This window comes from Nostoc sp. FACHB-190, assembly GCF_014696905.1.
Classification (GTDB): domain Bacteria; phylum Cyanobacteriota; class Cyanobacteriia; order Cyanobacteriales; family Nostocaceae; genus Nostoc_B.
This window is the reverse complement of record NZ_JACJQW010000030.1, coordinates 41881-60392: the sequence shown is the minus strand read 5'-3', so window position 1 is coordinate 60392 and position 18512 is coordinate 41881. Positions and strand designations below refer to the sequence as shown.

The 18512-nt window shown below is 38.4% G+C and carries 22 protein-coding genes and 2 pseudogenes; 17 read left to right on the top strand and 7 right to left on the bottom strand.

Translation table 11 applies throughout. The features are described 5' to 3' along the window. Nucleotides 1-54: 54 nt before the first annotated feature. From H6G28_RS26255 to H6G28_RS26245, 3 genes are all read right to left on the bottom strand, one after another. Complete coding sequence (locus H6G28_RS26255; protein ID WP_190590207.1) at nucleotides 55-633, bottom strand: PM0630 family protein; 579 nt, start codon at nucleotides 631-633, stop codon at nucleotides 55-57. Between the two features lie 301 nt (nucleotides 634-934). After that, on the bottom strand, nucleotides 935-1141 hold the full coding sequence (locus H6G28_RS26250) for a hypothetical protein (RefSeq protein ID WP_190590206.1): 207 nt from the start codon (nucleotides 1139-1141) through the stop codon (nucleotides 935-937). Nucleotides 1142-1242: 101 nt separating this feature from the next. Continuing rightward, nucleotides 1243-1647, bottom strand: a complete 405-nt coding sequence (locus H6G28_RS26245; protein WP_242049299.1) for a hypothetical protein — start codon at nucleotides 1645-1647, stop codon at nucleotides 1243-1245. A gap of 240 nt (nucleotides 1648-1887) precedes the next feature. Here H6G28_RS26245 and H6G28_RS26240 point away from each other — a divergent pair, with 240 nt between their 5' ends. From H6G28_RS26240 to H6G28_RS26200, 9 genes are all read left to right on the top strand, one after another. After that, complete coding sequence (locus H6G28_RS26240; RefSeq protein WP_190590205.1) at nucleotides 1888-2109, top strand: addiction module protein; 222 nt, start codon at nucleotides 1888-1890, stop codon at nucleotides 2107-2109. Next, nucleotides 2109-2405, top strand: a complete 297-nt coding sequence (locus tag H6G28_RS26235) for a type II toxin-antitoxin system RelE/ParE family toxin (RefSeq protein ID WP_190590204.1) — start codon at nucleotides 2109-2111, stop codon at nucleotides 2403-2405. Before H6G28_RS26240 ends, H6G28_RS26235 begins: the two co-directional genes overlap by 1 nt. Nucleotides 2406-2511: 106 nt before the next feature. Next, entirely contained in the window at nucleotides 2512-2907 is a 396-nt protein-coding gene (locus H6G28_RS37010; protein ID WP_242049298.1) for a hypothetical protein, read from the top strand. Next, nucleotides 2904-3161, top strand: a complete 258-nt coding sequence (locus tag H6G28_RS26220; protein ID WP_190675384.1) for a ParE family toxin-like protein — start codon at nucleotides 2904-2906, stop codon at nucleotides 3159-3161. The genes H6G28_RS37010 and H6G28_RS26220 overlap by 4 nt, the downstream gene beginning before the upstream one ends. Before the next feature lie 95 nt (nucleotides 3162-3256). Continuing rightward, nucleotides 3257-3628: a DUF433 domain-containing protein gene (locus H6G28_RS26215; protein WP_190675382.1), complete on the top strand. Its 372-nt coding sequence runs from the start codon at nucleotides 3257-3259 to the stop codon at nucleotides 3626-3628. After that, nucleotides 3628-4020 (top strand): ACP S-malonyltransferase, encoded by a 393-nt coding sequence (locus H6G28_RS26210; RefSeq protein WP_190675380.1) that lies wholly within the window; start codon nucleotides 3628-3630, stop codon nucleotides 4018-4020. Before H6G28_RS26215 ends, H6G28_RS26210 begins: the two co-directional genes overlap by 1 nt. 269 nt (nucleotides 4021-4289) lie before the next feature. Further along, complete coding sequence (locus H6G28_RS26205) at nucleotides 4290-5189, top strand: hypothetical protein (protein WP_190675378.1); 900 nt, start codon at nucleotides 4290-4292, stop codon at nucleotides 5187-5189. Between the two features lie 38 nt (nucleotides 5190-5227). Continuing rightward, a complete protein-coding gene (locus tag H6G28_RS37855) occupies nucleotides 5228-5404 on the top strand; it encodes a DUF6888 family protein (protein WP_397330223.1) in 177 nt (58 codons plus the stop codon). Further along, nucleotides 5401-5610, top strand: coding sequence for a DUF6887 family protein (locus H6G28_RS26200; RefSeq protein WP_190675376.1), 210 nt, complete (start codon nucleotides 5401-5403; stop codon nucleotides 5608-5610). The genes H6G28_RS37855 and H6G28_RS26200 overlap by 4 nt, the downstream gene beginning before the upstream one ends. 77 nt (nucleotides 5611-5687) lie before the next feature. Here the strand turns inward: H6G28_RS26200 and H6G28_RS26195 are convergent. Next, a pseudogene (locus H6G28_RS26195) lies at nucleotides 5688-6788 on the bottom strand (nickel-dependent hydrogenase large subunit); the annotation flags it as partial. Between the two features lie 116 nt (nucleotides 6789-6904). Between H6G28_RS26195 and H6G28_RS26190 the strand changes: the two are divergent. After that, entirely contained in the window at nucleotides 6905-8365 is a 1461-nt protein-coding gene (locus H6G28_RS26190) for a site-specific integrase (RefSeq protein ID WP_190675374.1), read from the top strand. Nucleotides 8366-8480: 115 nt separating this feature from the next. Continuing rightward, nucleotides 8481-9539, top strand: a complete 1059-nt coding sequence (acsF, locus tag H6G28_RS26185; protein WP_190675372.1) for a magnesium-protoporphyrin IX monomethyl ester (oxidative) cyclase — start codon at nucleotides 8481-8483, stop codon at nucleotides 9537-9539. 208 nt (nucleotides 9540-9747) lie between these two features. Here the strand turns inward: acsF and H6G28_RS26180 are convergent, their stop codons facing one another. The 3 genes and pseudogenes from H6G28_RS26180 to H6G28_RS26170 all read right to left on the bottom strand — a co-directional run bounded on the left by H6G28_RS26180 (nucleotide 9748) and on the right by H6G28_RS26170 (nucleotide 13172). After that, nucleotides 9748-11298 carry an ATP-binding protein gene (locus H6G28_RS26180; protein ID WP_190675370.1) on the bottom strand — a complete coding sequence of 517 codons (1551 nt, stop codon included), beginning with the start codon at nucleotides 11296-11298 and terminating at the stop codon, nucleotides 9748-9750. A 237-nt stretch (nucleotides 11299-11535) separates the two neighbouring features. After that, a pseudogene (locus tag H6G28_RS26175) lies at nucleotides 11536-12045 on the bottom strand (nickel-dependent hydrogenase large subunit); the annotation flags it as partial. 164 nt (nucleotides 12046-12209) lie between these two features. Then, nucleotides 12210-13172 (bottom strand): NADH-quinone oxidoreductase subunit B family protein, encoded by a 963-nt coding sequence (locus H6G28_RS26170; RefSeq protein ID WP_190675367.1) that lies wholly within the window; start codon nucleotides 13170-13172, stop codon nucleotides 12210-12212. 577 nt (nucleotides 13173-13749) lie between these two features. On the opposite strand from H6G28_RS26170, the gene H6G28_RS26165 reads away from it, so the two are divergent. The 6 genes from H6G28_RS26165 (at nucleotide 13750) to H6G28_RS26140 (ending at nucleotide 18376) form a co-directional block, all read left to right on the top strand. Then, nucleotides 13750-14724, top strand: a complete 975-nt coding sequence (locus tag H6G28_RS26165; RefSeq protein WP_190675365.1) for a hypothetical protein — start codon at nucleotides 13750-13752, stop codon at nucleotides 14722-14724. A gap of 77 nt (nucleotides 14725-14801) precedes the next feature. Beyond that, complete coding sequence (locus tag H6G28_RS26160; RefSeq protein WP_190590198.1) at nucleotides 14802-15068, top strand: asr0689 family protein; 267 nt, start codon at nucleotides 14802-14804, stop codon at nucleotides 15066-15068. Nucleotides 15069-15076: 8 nt separating this feature from the next. Then, nucleotides 15077-15301 (top strand): hypothetical protein, encoded by a 225-nt coding sequence (locus H6G28_RS26155; RefSeq protein WP_190590197.1) that lies wholly within the window; start codon nucleotides 15077-15079, stop codon nucleotides 15299-15301. A 58-nt stretch (nucleotides 15302-15359) separates the two neighbouring features. Next, on the top strand, nucleotides 15360-16202 hold the full coding sequence (locus H6G28_RS26150; protein WP_190675363.1) for a NifU family protein: 843 nt from the start codon (nucleotides 15360-15362) through the stop codon (nucleotides 16200-16202). Between the two features lie 310 nt (nucleotides 16203-16512). After that, nucleotides 16513-17766, top strand: a complete 1254-nt coding sequence (locus tag H6G28_RS26145) for an AAA family ATPase (protein ID WP_190675361.1) — start codon at nucleotides 16513-16515, stop codon at nucleotides 17764-17766. Beyond that, nucleotides 17759-18376: an RloB family protein gene (locus H6G28_RS26140; protein ID WP_190675359.1), complete on the top strand. Its 618-nt coding sequence runs from the start codon at nucleotides 17759-17761 to the stop codon at nucleotides 18374-18376. The genes H6G28_RS26145 and H6G28_RS26140 overlap by 8 nt, the downstream gene beginning before the upstream one ends. Nucleotides 18377-18512: the final 136 nt, after the last annotated feature.

Sequence of the window (18512 nt, the reverse complement as noted above, 5' to 3'; positions counted from 1 at the left end):
CCCGACTTGTTCAAGAAGTCGGGGATCTTGTTGTTCACGAATAGTTGAAAATTGTTACAAACTGCGATTTCTACCGGATGATTCTTTTCTGTCCATAGGAAAAACTTCAAAATCGAAAGTTGCAATCAGACGGTCATCAATGTATACCTGTATTTTATGTTTACCAGGAGGATCACCTGCTGCGATCGTCCAATAGTTTTGAATCACACCATCATTCGCTATGGTTTTGCGCCTCATTACCGACTCTGTACCGTCAGCAGAGACTGAAAAGTTTTCACCATCATCTGTAGCCCAAGTTTCTGGGGGTTTTGGCAAGCGTAAGACTTCTCGCCATGTAACTTCGCCTTGGTAGTCTTTGAGTTGAATCCGCCACCCATATTTACTACCTTCTTGTAGTGGTACTCTGAATGTGGGGATGAAGTTAACTTTACCTCTAGCATCAACTCTCGCTATCCCAAACTCAGCTTTATCAATCGCAATCGGCTTTTTAGTATTGCTTGCTTGAGAAATAGACCGAGATGATGCTGTTTTATCGGCGGCGATCGCTACTTTAGCATTGATTGGCTGAGAAGCTACCAACCCGGAAACTAGCCAAGAAGAAGTTAGTACAACTATTGCAGTCCAAATTCTCATTAGCAAAATTGTTGGTCATTTACTAGTACTTATTCCCATCCTCCTACCTGGCTTCCGGGTTTACTCCCAATAAACAGGCAAATTGGCAGAATAAATATTGAAGCATTAATAATCAGTTTATAGTTAAATTGACAACATCAATTCAAGTAATTAAAAATACTTTTCTCTCCAGCAACTTAGCAGAACTGCAAAAACTATCATTACAATTTTTCAGTGTAGGTGCTAAATGTGCATTGATTATTTTTAATACGGAATTTTTGATATGTAAGCAATTGCTGACAGTTGGCAATTTGCTAAATAATCATTGCTGCATTACACGTTGCGATCGCAAGTGTAGCAGAGATAAAAATTCTGCCAACTCAACTAACCCTTCGGCTTCCCTTTGTTCTGCGTGGGTAAGCATTTCACCTGTATCTTGGCGATCAAGTAGAACTTGAAGACGTTCTTGGACAGCTTCGGGAAGTTTGAAATGAGTTAGTTCAACTGGTATCTCGATAATTTCAGGCATACAAAGTATGTCTTGTAAAATTGCCACCACTTCTAGAGCTAGTGTAACTCAATATTCTTCAGAGAATCGCCAGTGGTGATTTGGTGCGATCGCATCTGTATTTAAAGCTCTTCTACAATCACACCGCCTGATTTTAATAATTGAATGGCTTCCTCTTTTTGCATCCTAGCAGTGGCGATGAGGTCTGACCCTCTACCTAAACGATGAAAGACTCGCAGAATTTTCCCGTTCTCATCTTCTATTGTGACCAGAAAATTTCTTGTCGTAGTCATCACTCTACCCGCTTCTATAATTTCAACTCCTTTGCTTCTTGTCTGAACTACAAAGACTTGTCCTTCTTCCAGAACATCTCTATCAACAATTTCATCAGCAGCTTTTGAGCTATTAAGTACAGAATTTGCTGTATCAAAATCAGAAGAATGCGCGGTAGAAATTTTTACAAGTAAACTACTAGTCAGAACTATCATACTTGCAAGCGGAAGTACGTAAATCTTTGAAATAGTCATTGATTTTTGTTGTTTACTGAGTAACTGATTCTTGTATAACGTAAGTAAGATAGTCTACGCAATGTATCGTGCGATCGCTCTCATCCAAATATAGAGTTATGATACAAGGTTGATGTGCTGCTATGTTAGATTATGGTTACGGTGTAAGCACAATTCAGCTTTCTACAACCAGCTATGCGGTAAATTGAACAGTTATAATTTGACTTATTACTGTGAAAATTTCCATTTGGTTTGGTGAGTATGGATTTTACAGCCACTTTAAATGAGATTAAGACCCTCACTATTGAAGAACGCATTCGTCTTGTGCAAGCTATTTGGGACAGCATTGCAGCAGAACAGAGTTCCCCTGATATTACAGAAGCGCAAAAACAAGAACTTGAGCGCCGGATTAACGATTACGAAGCTAATCCAGATAATGTTATGACATGGGATGAAATTAAAGCTTCAATTAAAAGACAATAATGGATTACGTTTTAGTATTTCGTCCAGAAGTTCGTGATGAACTCGATGAGGCGTATAGTTGGTATGAAAATCAGCAAGCTGGACTTGGCGATGAGTTTTTGGAATGTGTAGACGATCTTCTAAATAGAATTTGCCAAATGCCAGAATCTTATGCTGTTGTCTATAACGATATAAGAAGAGCTATTTTACAGCGTTTTCCTTATGCTATTTACTATCGAATTGTCTCTAGTCGAATTATTGTAATAGCAATTTTTCATGGGCGAAGAAATCCCACAATTTGGCAAAAGAGAAATTAGCAAGTTACTTTTATTGAATGGAAAAATTACTATTTATCGCCTGCTGTGATTTTGTGCGATCGCGCTAAAATATTGCTTAGAAGCTGAATGCTAAAGGATGAGCTTAATGTCAATTGTTGTTACCCTTAGCCCAGAATTAGAAGCATTACTACGTGATAAAGCTGCTCGCCAAGGTCAAGATATTAGTATTGTTGTATCTGAGTTACTAGCCAGTGTCCTAGAGTGGGAAGTGCAGGAGTCACAAGAGGCTGTACAAGGTATTCAAAAAGGATTAGATGATTTTGATGCAGGAAGTTTTCGGTCTTTTAATGAGTTGGTGATTGAACGTGCTGTGAGTCAATTTTCGCCAGAAGAACTATCTGCTTTTCGTAATTGGTTTGCAGAATTTGATGCTGCTATTTGGGATCAAAAGTTTGAGAAAGATGTACAAACAGGAAAGCTCAATAATCTTGCTCAGAAAGCATTAGAACATCTGCGGAAAGGACACTGTACGGATCTGTGATACACAAAGCAACTCCAGACTTTTGGTATCACTACCGACAGTTACCACGCAATATTCAGGAACTCGCTGATCAGTGTTATGCTTTACTCAAGCAAGATCCCTGGTATCCATCACTGCATTTCAAGAAAGTAGGGAGTTTTTGGTCTGCAAGAATTGGCTTACACTATCGGGCATTAGCTGTTCAAGAAGATAACAAAATAGTTTGGTTTTGGATTGGCTCACATTCAGAATACGATAAACTTCTAGGGCAGTAGCACAAAAATAAATTACTGAAACTGTATCTGTAATGAGATCGCTCTCATTCAGAAACTAGAATAATGATATAGAAAAATCTGGGAGATTATTAGGTATGACTCCAGTATTTAATGAGAAATCAGCTATTATCCGTACAGAACGTGGTCTGACGATCGCTGGAACACGCATCACTATTTATGATGTTATGGATCACCTTTTGGCTGGATGGACACCTCAATTGATCCGAAATTGGCTTCCTTTAACAGAAGAACAACTTGATGCTGCACTTGCATATATTAACGCCAACCGTACTGAAGTAGAAGCAGAATATCAAACAGTTTTAAAAGAAACCCAAGAGCTACGTAAATACTGGGAAGAGAAAAACCGCGATCGCATTGCAAAAATAGCTAAAATGCCACCAAAGCCAGGACAGGAAGAGATTTATGCTAAACTTCTGGCTTGGAAAGCTAAACTTGGTCTAAATTGATGATTTTTCTGGTTGATTACAATCTGACAGGCTATGTGGTTTTGTTTCAAGGAACACTGGCTGCTGAAGGTTGGCTAGAGCTTTTGTCAATTCGTTTTGTAACTCTGAGCGAGGTGGGTTTAGCTGCTGATACCAATGATCGACTTATCTGGCGGTTCGCACAGTCTAATCAGATGCTTCTTTTAACAGCGAATAGAAACGCCAAAGGTGAGGATTCACTCGAACAAACAATTCGTGAAGAAGGCACATTAACAACACTACCTGTAATTACAATTAGTAGTTTGGATAGACTTATTGAGCGAGAGTATCGAGAACAGTGTAGTGCGCGTATTGTTGAAATTGTACTGGATATTGAAAACTACTTGGGCGTTAGTCGTTTGTTCATTCCGTAATTCTAAAGGGATTCTGTGCGATCGCTTTTAGCCAGCATTACCAAATTATACGAATAGCTGATTGTAGTGAATGAGCGATCGCCTGTGGTGATTTTGTGCGATCGCTTTTAGCCAGCATTACCAAATTATACAAATAGCTGGTTGTAGTGAATGAGCGACTACCTGTTGCAACTAAAAGTTATGATTAAGCATCTAACGCTTTATGAAATGCGTTAAAATATACTTCCAATATTTTAAGTCAAATCTATTTGTATCTATCGCGTATGAGATTGGAAGACCTTAGAAAAGATAATATTGGTCAGATTTATGCTTGGTTTCCTAAAAAGGGAGACAATGAATCTTCTAGGCTCCTAATTACCTACCCTTACTATTCAATCAAAGCTTTCTACTTCTCATGCCAGAATCTTGAGCAACTGGAGCATTCAAAAAATATAATCAATCAAGGAAATGTATCTATCAGTGCAGTTGGTTTTTGGTTTCTGGCTATTGAAGCATTTATAAATACATTGTTAAAAATTGCTTGTTTCCTTGTAAATAGGGATTTCAAAAAACTAAGAGGAAAAGATATTAACGGTCGCATTTCAGCAATTTTTGATATATTGCAAATAGAGAAAAATGAATTTCAGCGATCAGGAATAGTACCCAAGTTAGAAGAATTTAAAACTTTCAGAAACGAAATTTTTCATGACAGATTCTTTGATTCAGAAGTTCAATTTTACAAGACAAGTTTTTCTTCTATACCTTATATGGCTAATCAGGTAGATGTTTTACAAGCCTCAATTATTGCTTTGGAAATTTTTCAGGCATTCCGATTTGTATACCCTGGATGTGATTTAATGCCAGATATATTTATTCAGAAAAATACATCATTTGGATTTATTAAGTATGATCTTCTTTATAAAGAAGTCATGTTACCGCTTTTTTATGAAGCTCTAAATAAACATAGTCTCGATACAAATTTAGCAACTGAACCTTTAGAAATAAGACTTCCAGAGAGTTCAATATTACAGAAGGGAGATGTTGAGATACAAATACGAGCAGATCATCAAGAAAACCTTGTTTACTCAGCCAATAATACTGAAACAAATATAGGAGCTACTTTGTTTGATAAAGTCCGTGACTATATCAAAATAAATGAGGAAGAAACCTTTCCACCTCCTAAGTATTAATAACTAAATAAACAATTTCATTTTGAGGAGTTAAAACTATCCCTACACCAGAACAAAAAACGCAGTGTTATATATTGTGCTGCTGGTTTACAAAACTTTATTTACCTATCAATATTGTTCGGATGGATGAACGAACAGGAAATATATTCTTGCTGGCAGGCGAGGAAAATATTATAGAAGTATACCCTAACGGACGGTGGAGGTACATCAGATGAGTAAGCCTAACTTTCAAGCTATGAGTCAGAAAGAATTACATGATTATGTTCTTACTCATCGGGATGACCAAGAAGCTTTTTATGCTTACATAGACAAATTACACGCAGAAGCAAATTGGATTGAAATGCCACCATTAGAATCATTGCAAGATTTGGATAATTATCCTGAATTTATGGAACGTTTTCGTGGTAATTCTCAAGCTTGATGTGATATGGAATAAGCTAATGACTAAATAACAAATAGCCATTAGCCATACTCATAAAAAACTCTCTGCGTTTGAATTTACGCAGTCCGAAAACGCGCCAACTCCTCACCTGTCTTCGCATCGTGGGCGTGGACTGTACACACCAGACAGGAATCAAAAGCACGCGCAACGTGTCCTACTTCTACTGGGTCAGTAGGATCGGCAATAGGCGTACCTACCAAAGCTTCTTCAATAGGGCCGCGTTTACCTTCACCGTCACGGGGGCCGATGTTCCACGTTCCCGGTGCAATTACTTGGTAGTTCTTAATCTTACCGCCTTCTATATCTACCCAGTGACACAAAGCACCCCGCGCGGCTTCGGTTGCGCCCCAACCTTTGCCGTCTTTTTCTGTGGGTTTAATATACCAAGGGTCGTTTAACTTGAACTCGCGCAAGCAGTGTTCGGCTTGACGATATAGTTTGACGATTTCGTGAAGTCTGGCTAACTGACGGACGTGAATGTTCGCACCGCCCATTTTCTTGAATACATCTAAGATGAAGCCATCATGATGTTGCCAAGATTCACCGTGATTACCACCTGCTACTAGCTGACGCGCTAAGGGGCCTGCTTCTAAGCGTCCGAAGTCTTTGTGTAATACTGCACTCGCCCAAGAATAGGCGTTGTCGAAGTCTTTTGTATTGTTAGCGATGGGTTTTGTAGTGCGATCGCTCGGATGAATATCTGCTGTCCCTTCATCGTACCAAGAATGGGTTAAATTCTCACGAGCGAAGGACTGATCCATCAAGGTGTGAGTGTCGGTGAAGCTATCATACACGCCACTCTTCATAATCATTGCCGCATTGCGCCCTTCAATGGTGGGCTTTTGGTATCTATCTTCATGGGCTAAATATCCCCAAGTGACGTATTTACCAACACCAGCACCATATCTATCTAGACCAATATCTAGACCCATCCGCCAATAAAAACCTAAGTCTGACTCACGATGCTTGATGTCTTCATCTAACCAGTTCATGAAGTCATCGTAAGTCTGAATTTCTTCGTAGCGTTCTAAAGAACAGCCTAACCATACTGGTTCTAACCAGTTGGTGCGGAAGTATTCTAAAATTGCCCAAGCGCGGGTAATGTCGGTGAGGGTAGGGGCGCACATCACACCACCAGGCACCATATAACTGCTATGACAACTGGTGGTATGCTGAAAATGTTCCTGGGTAACTTATTCAATAAAGTAATTTTGCTCTGTAAGAACATTTTATTTTCACCATTTCAGTTTATAAATAAGGGAATATTTAGGGAATGAGCCGAGAAAATCAGGGTAATTGCGAGGAAACATATTCCACATCTACACATGAATATGTAAATGCAGATTTAACCGACTTATTCGCCGATATATTTGCCGATTTTGAGCCGCAGAACACCACAGACGGTAGCTATAGGGGAACAATGGCGAAAATAAAAGCAACGGAATTACAGTATCAAGCAGTTTTTGAACAAAAGTTAGTCGAAGCCAATACTAATTTAAAAAGGGAGAGAATAAGAGTTAGCATTAAACAAACTGGCAATTCTCTCCAATTACGAGCTACCCTACCCTTAAAACCAGGCGATGGAAATTCAGGTAAGCAAAAAAAACAGTATGACTTGTCTCTAGGGATACCAGCAAATTTAGAGGGATTAAAAACTGCAATTGAGGAAAGTTATGAGTTGGGTAAATTAATTGCTCGTCACACTTTCCAGTGGAATGAAAAGTATTTAGGAATTAAATCTAGAGAAAAGCAAGAAATAAAAACAATTAGGGAATTATTAGATACATTTGAAGAAAAATATTACCAAACACGTCAGAAAAGTATCACCAGTCAAAATACTTTTGCTAACTACATATCTGTCATCAAAAGAAACTTCCCTCTCACTTATTTAGCCACAAAAGAAAATTTTGAGGAAATTATTAATTCAGTTCAGGGTAATAAAAAAAATGAACTGATTGCGGTAACTTCTGTTTTGATTAAAACCTTTAATTTAGGATTTAAACTCGATGTTAAACGTGATAATGTCACCCCTGCTTATCGAGAAATCCCTGATGATGAAAAAATAATATCTGCTTTTGAATTATTTGAAAAATTCGCCCTTAACCGCAAAAATACAAATATTAGTGATGAAATAGACACTTGGGAAATGTGGCGTTGGGTATATGGAATGTTGGCGACTTATGGGTTAAGACCAAGGGAATTATTTGTAGAACCGGATATTGATTGGTGGATGTCTCCCCAAAATATAGACCATACTTGGAAGGTGAATAAAAATACAAAAACTGGATATCGAGAAGTTCTTCCTTTTATAGCTGAATGGATAGAATTATTTGATTTAAAAAATCCCAAAGCATTAAATATTTTAGAACAAAAGGTGGCAAAAATTGCATCTGTACAAAATATTAATTGGATGCGGAGAGATATATCAAGATGGTTTAAAAAAGTGGGAATTGAGTTTCAACCTTATGATTTACGCCATGCTTGTGCGATTCGAGCGCATCTTCAAGGAATACCCATTAAAGCCGCAGCAGATAATTTAGGTCATACTGTTGATGAGCATACAAAAACTTATCAAAGATGGTTTGGGATTGAAAATCGGAAAAAAGCCTTTGGTGAGGTAATTAGTCAAAAGTCGTTAATTGAGTTGCAGAAGAATGAAATATTGGCTTTAAGGATGGAGAATGAGAGGTTGAGGTTAGAGGTGGAAAAGTTGAAATTGTTGGAGAATGTCTAAATAAATAGTTAGACTGCAACACTTCCAATCAAATTCCTGATCTGAGACTCAGGAATTGCTAAGGTTCTTCTCTTGAAGTAGTATGGAGACTGACATTTAATAAAGGATTTAGAATATGGGATATGTTGAAAACACACAGTCAAACACCGAGATTTTAGCGAAAGAAACTCTCATTTCCGTAGGATTTTATACAACTAATATCGGAAAACTTTCTAGTACTGATACCTCAAGATTTCAAGAAGCCTTTAGTACTGCTATCTCCAATCTAAAGAACGACTACACTAAAGACAAGTATATACGTGACGAGAGATTTGTTCAATCTTGGGATCACATTCAAGGTGAGGCGCGAGAACTCATAATTAAACTTCTAAAAATGTACTGTGCTGCTGAGTACTCAGGATTTATCCTTTACAAAGAACTATCATATGAACTTAAAGAAACAAACAGTGTCCTCTCAGATGGATTCTCTCTGATGTCTCGTGATGAAGCTCGTCACGCTAGTTTTTTAAATAAAGCCTTCTTAGATTTTCATATTAAACCTGGATTGGGTTTTCTAAAGAAAGAACATAGAAAATATGTTTTTCTACCTTTTTCATGGTTTATCTACTCTACTTATCTGTCTGAGAGAATTTCTAGCTGTTATTACATAACTATTTTCGAGCATTTAGAATCTCATCCTGAATACTCCATTTATCCTCTTTTTAGCTTCTATAAATCATGGAGTGAAGATGAGAATCGACATGGAGATTTTTTTGGTGCAATTATTAAATCCCAACTACAACTTTCTAATGGATTAAAGGCAAGATTACTCTGCAAGTTCTTCTTGCTGATGATTTTCAGCATGACATACTTCAAGCATAAAAGTAATGATAAACTCCTTGCATTGCTTGGGCTAGATGCTCGTGACTACTACATATCTACAATAAGAAAAGTCAACAACTCTATCAGAAAAGATTTACCTGTAGTTCTCAATGTTGAAGAGTCGCATTTCTTTGAAGAATTAGATATTTGCTTGCTGCATATCTCAGAAAATGAAAAAATCAATATTTCAAATCAGAACAATCTCTTAAAATTGATTAGAAAGATTCCGCATTATTCCATTATTTTATTAGTTATGTTACGTTTATTTGTCATGAAATCAATTAATACACAAGTGCGATCGCCAATTCTGTAGGGTGCTTTAATGAAATGTAATGCACCTTATAATTTTACCGTTAAACATCTTTGGGAAAAGCGATCTTTCTTGTGCTTCCTTAACTGTGATTAACAGTGATCGCTAATATTGGGTTAACGCGATCGCTCAAAATCCATTATCTTGCGCTTCCTTAACTGCGATTAACTGCGATCGCGCAATATCCAAACAAATCAATCATACAAAATACTCAAGCCCGAATCACAGTAATCCGACGCTGATGTTGTGTCAGCACAACCTGAGTTGATAAACGTTCTTCCATTGGCAAGGCATTTTTCCGCCTGTCAAACACAAATAACCAACCAAAATCTAACCCCAAACGCCCTAAATAGGATTCCAACTGCTCAATCCCCTCAGCTTGGGGATCGCGCTTTTTCTCCCGCCATACCTTTAACTCGATACCTAATATCACACCTTTGTAACGCAGACATAAATCCATTCTGTCACTACCAATTGCATATTCCCTCTCCAAAATGCCACCACCATTAACCACACGATGCAAGAAAGCCATCAATACAATATGCGGTGCAATTTCATGATAGCTAGTGCTACCTAATAACGGTTCTCCGTGCTGTCGCCAAAACTTGAGAAATGCTGCAAGTAACGCATCTATATTTAATTCTCCTTCTGGAGTTAACCAAGTTGGTGCAATCACTGGTAGGGAAGCCATTGGTGTCACTGTTAATACCCTGGGTAAAACTTCCCGATAAATGGGATTAGCAATAGTTAATCCACCGTGGGGGTGCATTTTACATAAACCTAAATCAATCACAAATTGAATATCATCATTGGGTATATCCCCCAATTCCAAACCCGCTAACATCGGCTCGATAATTGCTTTGATCCTTGGTTCTCGTAAGCGTTCAGCTAAACTATCCAAGTGAGTATCTTGACGAGCAATTAAGATTTCTTTTGCTTGTAAAATATGTTCTTTGGTAATAGAAATACTTCTATCTTTCACCATTTTTTCCACAACTTCTTTAGCAAGGGCATTGACTAACCAAGGTTGTCCTTGGGTTAAATCAAAGGCTGTTGCTGTGGCTTCTGGTGTGAAAATTTGTCCTGTTTCTGCTGTATGTTGTTGATATAGTTCTGCAACTTCCTCGGCATTAAAATTTCTCAGGGTAATTGAACTGACTTTAATATTAAAAGGGCTGGATGTGTTTAATCTGTCGCTACCACCGGATGCTACTTTATAATCCCGCACATCCCTTAAACCTATTAATCCCACCGATGAGGGAAAATTTTCTGGACGGTTGGGAAAACCATCTCTTAACTGTCGTAATACTGAAATTAGTGTTTGGTCTTGTAGGGAATCAATTTCATCTATAAATAATACTAACGGACGATTTATAGCTTTTGACCAAGCTCTTAAATTTTCGCCAATTCTCTGCCCAGGGGCATTATAAACCCAAGCTGGGGGTTGTAGTTCTGGGGGTAAGTTATCCTCAATTGTATTACGCCAAGTTCCCAAAATCGCTAATTCTGCTGCACTGGGGTCATGATTGAAAGCACTTCCCACTTCCGCAGATACCATTACTGCTGCATAACGTCCTGTGGCGGTAAGTTGCTGTGCTAGGGCTAACATTGCTGTGGTTTTCCCTGTTTGTCGCGGTGCATGAACGACAAAATAACTACGCTGTCGAATTAGCTCCTCCAAATCTGGTAATCGTATTGTTGGAGAGAGCATATAGTGGATATCGTCTTTACAAGGGCCTGCAATATTAAACCAGCGAGACATAGGATTTTGGCAGTTAGCGGATACTTTGAGTTTAGATGATTTTGGGGTTGGAGCGAGGCAATGTAGGGAAAAGTTAGGTAACGCCTGAGAAAAGGAAATAACTCTTATGAAAGAAAAATAAATGGACTTATGATATAGCTGAGGGTGGGTTTATTGCCTAATTTAAGGAAAAACTAGGGAATCATCACACCTATCCTGGCAAGTCTTTACTATATAAGCGATTTACTGATTTATTTCCATATAACTGCTGTGCGGCCATTGTCCACCTAGTAGAGCGTAAATTTCTACGGGTTTGGCGGAAATGGTCACGCCAAGTTCGTAAGATTTCCCGGTGAACGCAGAAAAGCGGCGGACTGCTTCATCATAGAAGCGGCTACTACGGTAGTTTTTGTTTGTTAAGTCAATGGCGAACAATCCATAAAAGTAACGGGGGATACTTTGGATAGTTTCGACAATTTGACCGAGGTTTCTGGCTAAGATGGCGTTGCGTGGTACTTCTGTACCCCAGGCTGTATCCAATGCCCAGGATGCAGATGTGAGGTGAGAACCGCCGCAAATACCGCAAATCCGGGGTGTGACAATTAATCCGGCTTGGGGGTCTTTGCCACGGAGGATAATTTCAAAGCCGCGAAATAGTTCGGCGTGAGTCCAGGCGTTGACTACATAGCCGTCGGCAATTTCCACGCGAACGTCTAAATCACCCTCGACTCTCCCGACGGGTGATATATCTAATGTTTGTTTTCCCATTTATTTTGTCCTTTGTTATTTGTCATTTGTCATTTGTTGGTGTTGTTTATTAGAGAGGATTTATCTCACGCAGAGACGCAGAGGCGCGGAGAGAATAGGGAGTAGTAGATTTCACTACCTTGATTCAGTCACACCGTTTTTTACTAATGACTAATGACCAATGACTAAACTGTGAAAAAGTCTTCTTCTGCCCAAGGTGGTGCGGCATCTTTGGCGACCATTGTTAAGAGGGCGTAGTCTTTTTTGTTGACTCCTGGTGGTAGTTCTTTGGGAACTCCCATGACGGTTTGGGTTTTAAATACGGTTCCGGGTTTGAGGTCAAAGAAGGGAAATTCTGGTTCTGTACAACCTAAACACGGCATTCCGGCGCGGGTTTTGGAGGAGACGCGGTTCCACAAGATGCGGTTGCAGGATGAATGAGTCATGGGGCCGCGACAGCCTAAGTCGTAGAAGAGACAGCCTTTGCGTTGACCAAATTCGGCGGTGGTGGCTTTGTAGGCAAAGTGGACGTTGCGGGTACAGCCTGTTTGGGTGTAAGTGTTGAAGAAGGTTTGGGGGCGATTGAGTTCATCCAAAGCAATATCGCCGATGCGTCCGGTAGCGATCGCCACTAATATCTGCGTTATCCAATCAGGGTGTGCGGGACATCCTGGAATGTTGATCACAGGTAATCCTGATTTGGCGCGGAAGTCTTTACCTAAAAAGCCGCCTTCTTCACGTTTGAGAAATTGTAAGCCTTGGGATTCGCTGGGGTTGGGAGACATTGCGGGAATCCCGCCCCAAGTAGCACAATCTCCGACAGCAACTATGAAGCTGGCAGCTTTGGCTAGGTCAATTAACCAATCTTTCATCGGGCGATCGGCAAAGCGATTCCATTCCCCTGTGCCGTTGGGGGCATTTACTACACTGCCTTCAAATACCAAAATATCGAGGGAGATGTTACCTAAAATGCAGTCCCAAAGCAGGGTTTGTAAGTTATTGCCTAATTCCAACCCCAAGGAAGGATGCCAAAGCACTTTAATGCCAAAGTCAGATATGAGGTCGCATACTGTCGGTTCTTCGGCATTGAGAAACGACATGGTGTTGCCCGAACAGGCACCACCTTGCAGCCAGAGTACGTTAGTCATTGGCTATGTGTTGGTTGATTTTTTATCCAGGTGATCAGCGTTGTAGAGTCTCACCTGTTTCTGATGTTTATTCTTCACCATAAGGTATTTTTTTATTATATTTTTATTTTTTCAAGAAAAATTAATTATCTTCAGGATGATGTAAATATGATGCAGAGGCAATAATAGTTCATATCATGAAGGTTTAAATAGGTATTTATGGCTATCAAATAATATATTTAGTTTGCTAGTGATACAAAAAATAATTTTAATCAGGAGAGTATGGAATTTTGATAATAATATTGTTAATTCTCCTCTAGATTTTTGAAAATAGAGTGTTTTATAGTAAGGAAACTGGGGGATAAAGTATGAAGTGTAAAGTCTGAAGTCTGAAATTTATGCTTTGATGTCTCACTACAAACCACAACATCAATAAGTTACCCATAATTAATTGCTCTCTAGCGAAATATATGGGTGTATTTATTCATACTTCACACTTCATACTTCATACTTTCATAGCCTTTGGTAGTGAGGAAAATTTTGTGTATTTTGATGGCGGGAATCGAGTAATTTTCTTAATAGCTAGAGTAGGGTAATTATGACACCTAGCATTACAGATTCGGCGGTGAAAGCAGCTGTAGCAGCGATCGCGTCGGAGTCAGCAACGACAGCAGAAAAAATCCAGATGCTCATCGAAATGGCACAAGGGTTTCAAAAGAAGCCGAAAACTGCCCAGGATTTGCGAAATGCAGTTGGATTGTATTATCGTGCTTATGAAATGTCTGGTAATGAGTATCCACTGCTGAAGGCTAAGGCGCAGGTGGGAATGGCTGGAACTTTGCAGATTATTCCCCACACGGATACGGAATTGCTGCTACAAGCCAAGGCTGGTTATGAAGAAGCATTACCAGTTTTACAAGAGTTAGCCACGCCGGAGGAAGTTGCAGAGGCGCAGATGAATTATGGCTTGGTGTTGCAATCTTTAGCGCCGTATAATTTAGCGCGAATTAGTGATAGTATTCAGGCTTATCATGAAGCTTTGCGGGTGTTTACCTGGGAAGATTACCCGCAAGATTACGCGATTTTATACAACAATATTGCGATCGCTTACCTGTCGATGCCAATGGCTTCAGAACGGGAATATTTACGCCAGGGGTTAGCAGTGCAATCATTTGAAGTTGCTCTCAAGCATATTAATCTGATTGAGCATCCGAGAGAATATGCGATGTTGCAAAACAACTTAGGGAATGCTTTGCAATATTTAGTTAGTTCTCATCCTGTCGAGAATAATTTAAAGGCGATCGCAGCATACAATGAGGCGTTAAAAGTGCGTAATTCTAGGGATACACCTTTAGAATATGCCAACACAATTTCCAACAAAGCTAACGCCTTATTCAATTTACCTGATAATCCGGAAAAGCCGGAATTAGGTAATCCTAACAATCTTTTACAAGCACGCAATTACTATAAAGAAGCTTGGTCAATCTTTACCGAACATCAACAGTTAGAACAAGCTGAGTTAGTCGTGCAGGCATTAAAAGATGTAGAAGTGGAAATTATGGCTAGTAGTTAGGCTTACCAGACTTATTAACGAACCGCAAAGGACACAAAGAGCGCGTTCGCGCAGCGTCTCGCAGAGAAGGAAGAAAAATGAGTGAGTTATTGAGCAATTTTAGTGTGAGTGATTTTCTCACGAGTATGGTGTCTAGTGACATCAACATAGTTACTGGATTTTTGTGGCTAATTATCGCAACAGTTATCTCGATGATTGGCGGTGCAATTGGCGGGATGATTTTAGCAGGTAAAGATATTGGTTATTCTTTTTCGGCAATGTTGGGGGCGTTATTTGCTCCGGCTGGTGCAGTTCCAGCAATACTTTTAGGTTTTGCTTTATTAACTTTGTTAAATAAATACTAGGAGGAAAAATGTTTGAATTAGGTTGGTTTTCGGCTAAGTTATTTTTCCGAGGTAAGCTATTACGCGAACCTATGTATTTTGTGCAACAAACTGGCATTGGGATTAGTGTTGGTTTGCTATCACTATTAGCACTAGCCCAAGCCGAAATTCCTTTGTGTATTCCTATAACTCTATCTAGTTTAATTACAGGCGCTTTGATGCCTTTCTTACTGAAAGATTTCAAAATGAAGTAATGAAATAGTCAACATTTCACACTTCACACTTCATACTTCACACTTCACACTTTTCTTGATGACAAACCTCGAAGAATTCATTGAAGAAATTAACCGCTTTGAGGCAATTATATCTGAGTGGGATGAAAGTCAAAGGTGTGTAGCTGTCGGTTTAAAACGAGCAATTGAAGCTTTGCATAAAGAAGCACTGACAAGGTTAATTAAAAGCCTGAAACAAGATTCAGTGTCAGCTTTGCGCCATGCTGCTGATGATCAAGTTGTGTATGCAGTGTTGCTATATCATGACTTAGTTAAACCACCGTTACCACCAATATTACAACGCATTCAAGCCGCCCTTGATGAAGTACGTCCAGGGTTAAAAAGTCACAAGGGAGATATAGAATTAGTTGCTTTTAAACCACCAGATACGGTAGAAGTTAGGTTAATCGGAACTTGCAGCAGTTGTCCAGCTTCTAATTTGACTTTATCTCAGGGAGTCGAACAGGCAATTAAAAATTATTGTCCAGAAATTACGCAAGTGGTTGCGGTTGGCGATCGCTCTACGGTAGATAATACCAATACTGGTTTAACTACTCCTTTTCCGCCCACAATTACAACTGCTTGGGTGAGGGTAGCAACAGTAGAACAAATTCCTGATGCGGGGATATTTGTCACCAAAGTTGGCGGACATTCACTGATTTTATATCGTCAAGGCGATCGCATTACCTGTTACCGCAACGCTTGTTCTCATCTCGCATCACCACTGGACGGCGGAAAGGTAGAAAATGGTATTATCACCTGTCCTACTCACGGGTTTCAATATCAACTAGATACAGGGAAATGTTTAACTGCTGATGTCCCTTTACACTCCTATCAAGTTCAAATTAAAGGTGATAAGGCGTTTGTCAAAATTTCCCGATAATCAGGAACCCTTACATTCACATTAGGACTTACACATAAAAACGAAAAAGCAAGGGTTGAGGAGAGGGTGTAGAGGCGAAATCAAGTCAAAAGTCAAAAATTCTCTTACTTTTGAACTTTGAATTTTGATTTCTCCGTAGGGGTGTATGTCTCCAAAGCCCCACCCCTGATACCCTTTCGCCTCTAAACCCCATCTCCACAAACAATCTTGCTGCGTAAGTCCTGAGTTAATATCAATCAATAGCCGCTATGCTTATATTATATATTTGTGAAATTTTCACAAATATATAGTTTAGTATGCAGAGGTTACTATGCTCATAGAGTTTAGTGTCGGTAATTACCGTTCTTTTAAGGATAAAGTTACCTTTAGCATGGTTGCGGCTAACATTGTTGCCAAAGATAAGCAACTTGATGATAACAATGTTTTTGCAGTTGATGACGAGTTGAAATTACTTAAAAGTGCGGCAATTTATGGTGCTAATGCTAGTGGAAAGAGTAATCTAGCAAAAGCCATGAACTTTATGAAGTGGTTTATGATTAACTCTTCTAAGGAAACACAAAGCACAGAAAAAATTAGAGTTGAGCCTTTTAGATTAAGCACAGAAACCGAAACACAACCATCTTTATTTGAAATTGTCTTTTTATTAAATAACAAAAAGTATAGATATGGATTTGAAGCTAATCAAGAAAGAGTTGTTTCTGAGTGGCTATTTTACGTTCCTAATAAAAGAGAAACTCGGCTGTTTGAAAGAGTGAATAATGGGAATACTGATAAAATCAATTTATCTAAAACCTTTAAAGGTGAGGGTATTCATCCAAAAACTAGACGCAATGCACTTTTTTTATCAGTAGCTGCTCAATTTAATGTAGAAATTGCTGAAATAATATTAAATTGGTTAACAACAAAGCTTCAGATTGTATCAGGTTTAGAAGACAAGAATTACTTGGATTATACAATAGACAGTTTATCTAAAGAAGATAGTTCTAAAAGAGAAATTGTCCAACTAATAAAACAACTAGATTTGAGTATTAAAGAAATCAAATTAATTAAATCTATAATTCATGGAAATATTGATTATTTATTCACAATAATCAAGACTGGACATAACAAGTTCGATACAGAGGGTAATTCTGTCTCTATAGAATTATTTGATTTAGATAGTCAAGAATCAGAAGGAACTCAAAAAATATTTTTTATTGCTGGACTTTTAATCAATACTCTTAAAGAGGGTAAAGCTTTAATATTTGATGAATTTGATGCTAGGCTGCATCCTTTAATTAGCAAAGCAATTGTTACATTATTTAACTCTAATGAAACGAACTATCATAATGCACAATTAATATTTATGACACATGATACTAATTTACTCACCAATAAACTCTTCCGTAGAGATCAGATTTGGTTTACTGAAAAGAACAAATATGGTGCAACAGATTTATATTCATTAGTAGAATTTAAAATCCGCAATGATGCCTCATTTGAAAGTGATTATATTAAAGGCAGATATGGCGCAATTCCATACATTGGTGATTTAAGTCAACTCTTTGGTGAGCCTGATGCCTAGAAAAGACTCAAGAAAAGCATCATCTCGTGGCTATGCTGATAGAAAAGTTGAAACAAAAGAACCATTTGATAGGTTTTTAATAGTTTGTGAAGGAAGGGAAACCGAACCGAAATACTTTAAAAGCTTTCCTGTTGCTGGGGATGTAAAGGATATGAGTAAGATTTTAGGATTAGGTGTTAATCCTAGCAAACTAGTGGAAAAGACAAAAGAATTAAAAGCTCAAGGAGATTACGATCAAGTTTGGTGTGTATTTGACCGAGATGATTGGCCTAAGCAAGATTTTAATAATGCAATTGCTAATGCAGAAAGAGAGGGATTCAAAGTTGCTTACTCTAATGAAGCTTTTGAGCTATGGTACGTTTTACATTTTGAATTTCTTAACACTGGGCTTCCTCGAAATGATTATATTAATAAGTTAAATACATTTCTGAACAAGAAGTACAAAAAGAATAGTTTAACAATATATGAGGAGCTAGAAAGTCGACAAGCTATTGCCATTAAAAATGCTAAAAAACTTATGAAACAATATGATCCTCCCAATCCAGAAAGTGATAATCCTTCAACAACAGTACATTATTTAGTTGAAGAGCTAAATAAATTTATTAGATGATATAGGAATCCGGTTTGATTTCTGAATTTATTTGTGTAGGTAGGGAATAGAGAATGGGGAGTCGGGAGTATGAAAGAAGCCTGATCTGAATGTACTGATTTTTTTCCCAAATCAAATATGAGTCCTATAGTTAACT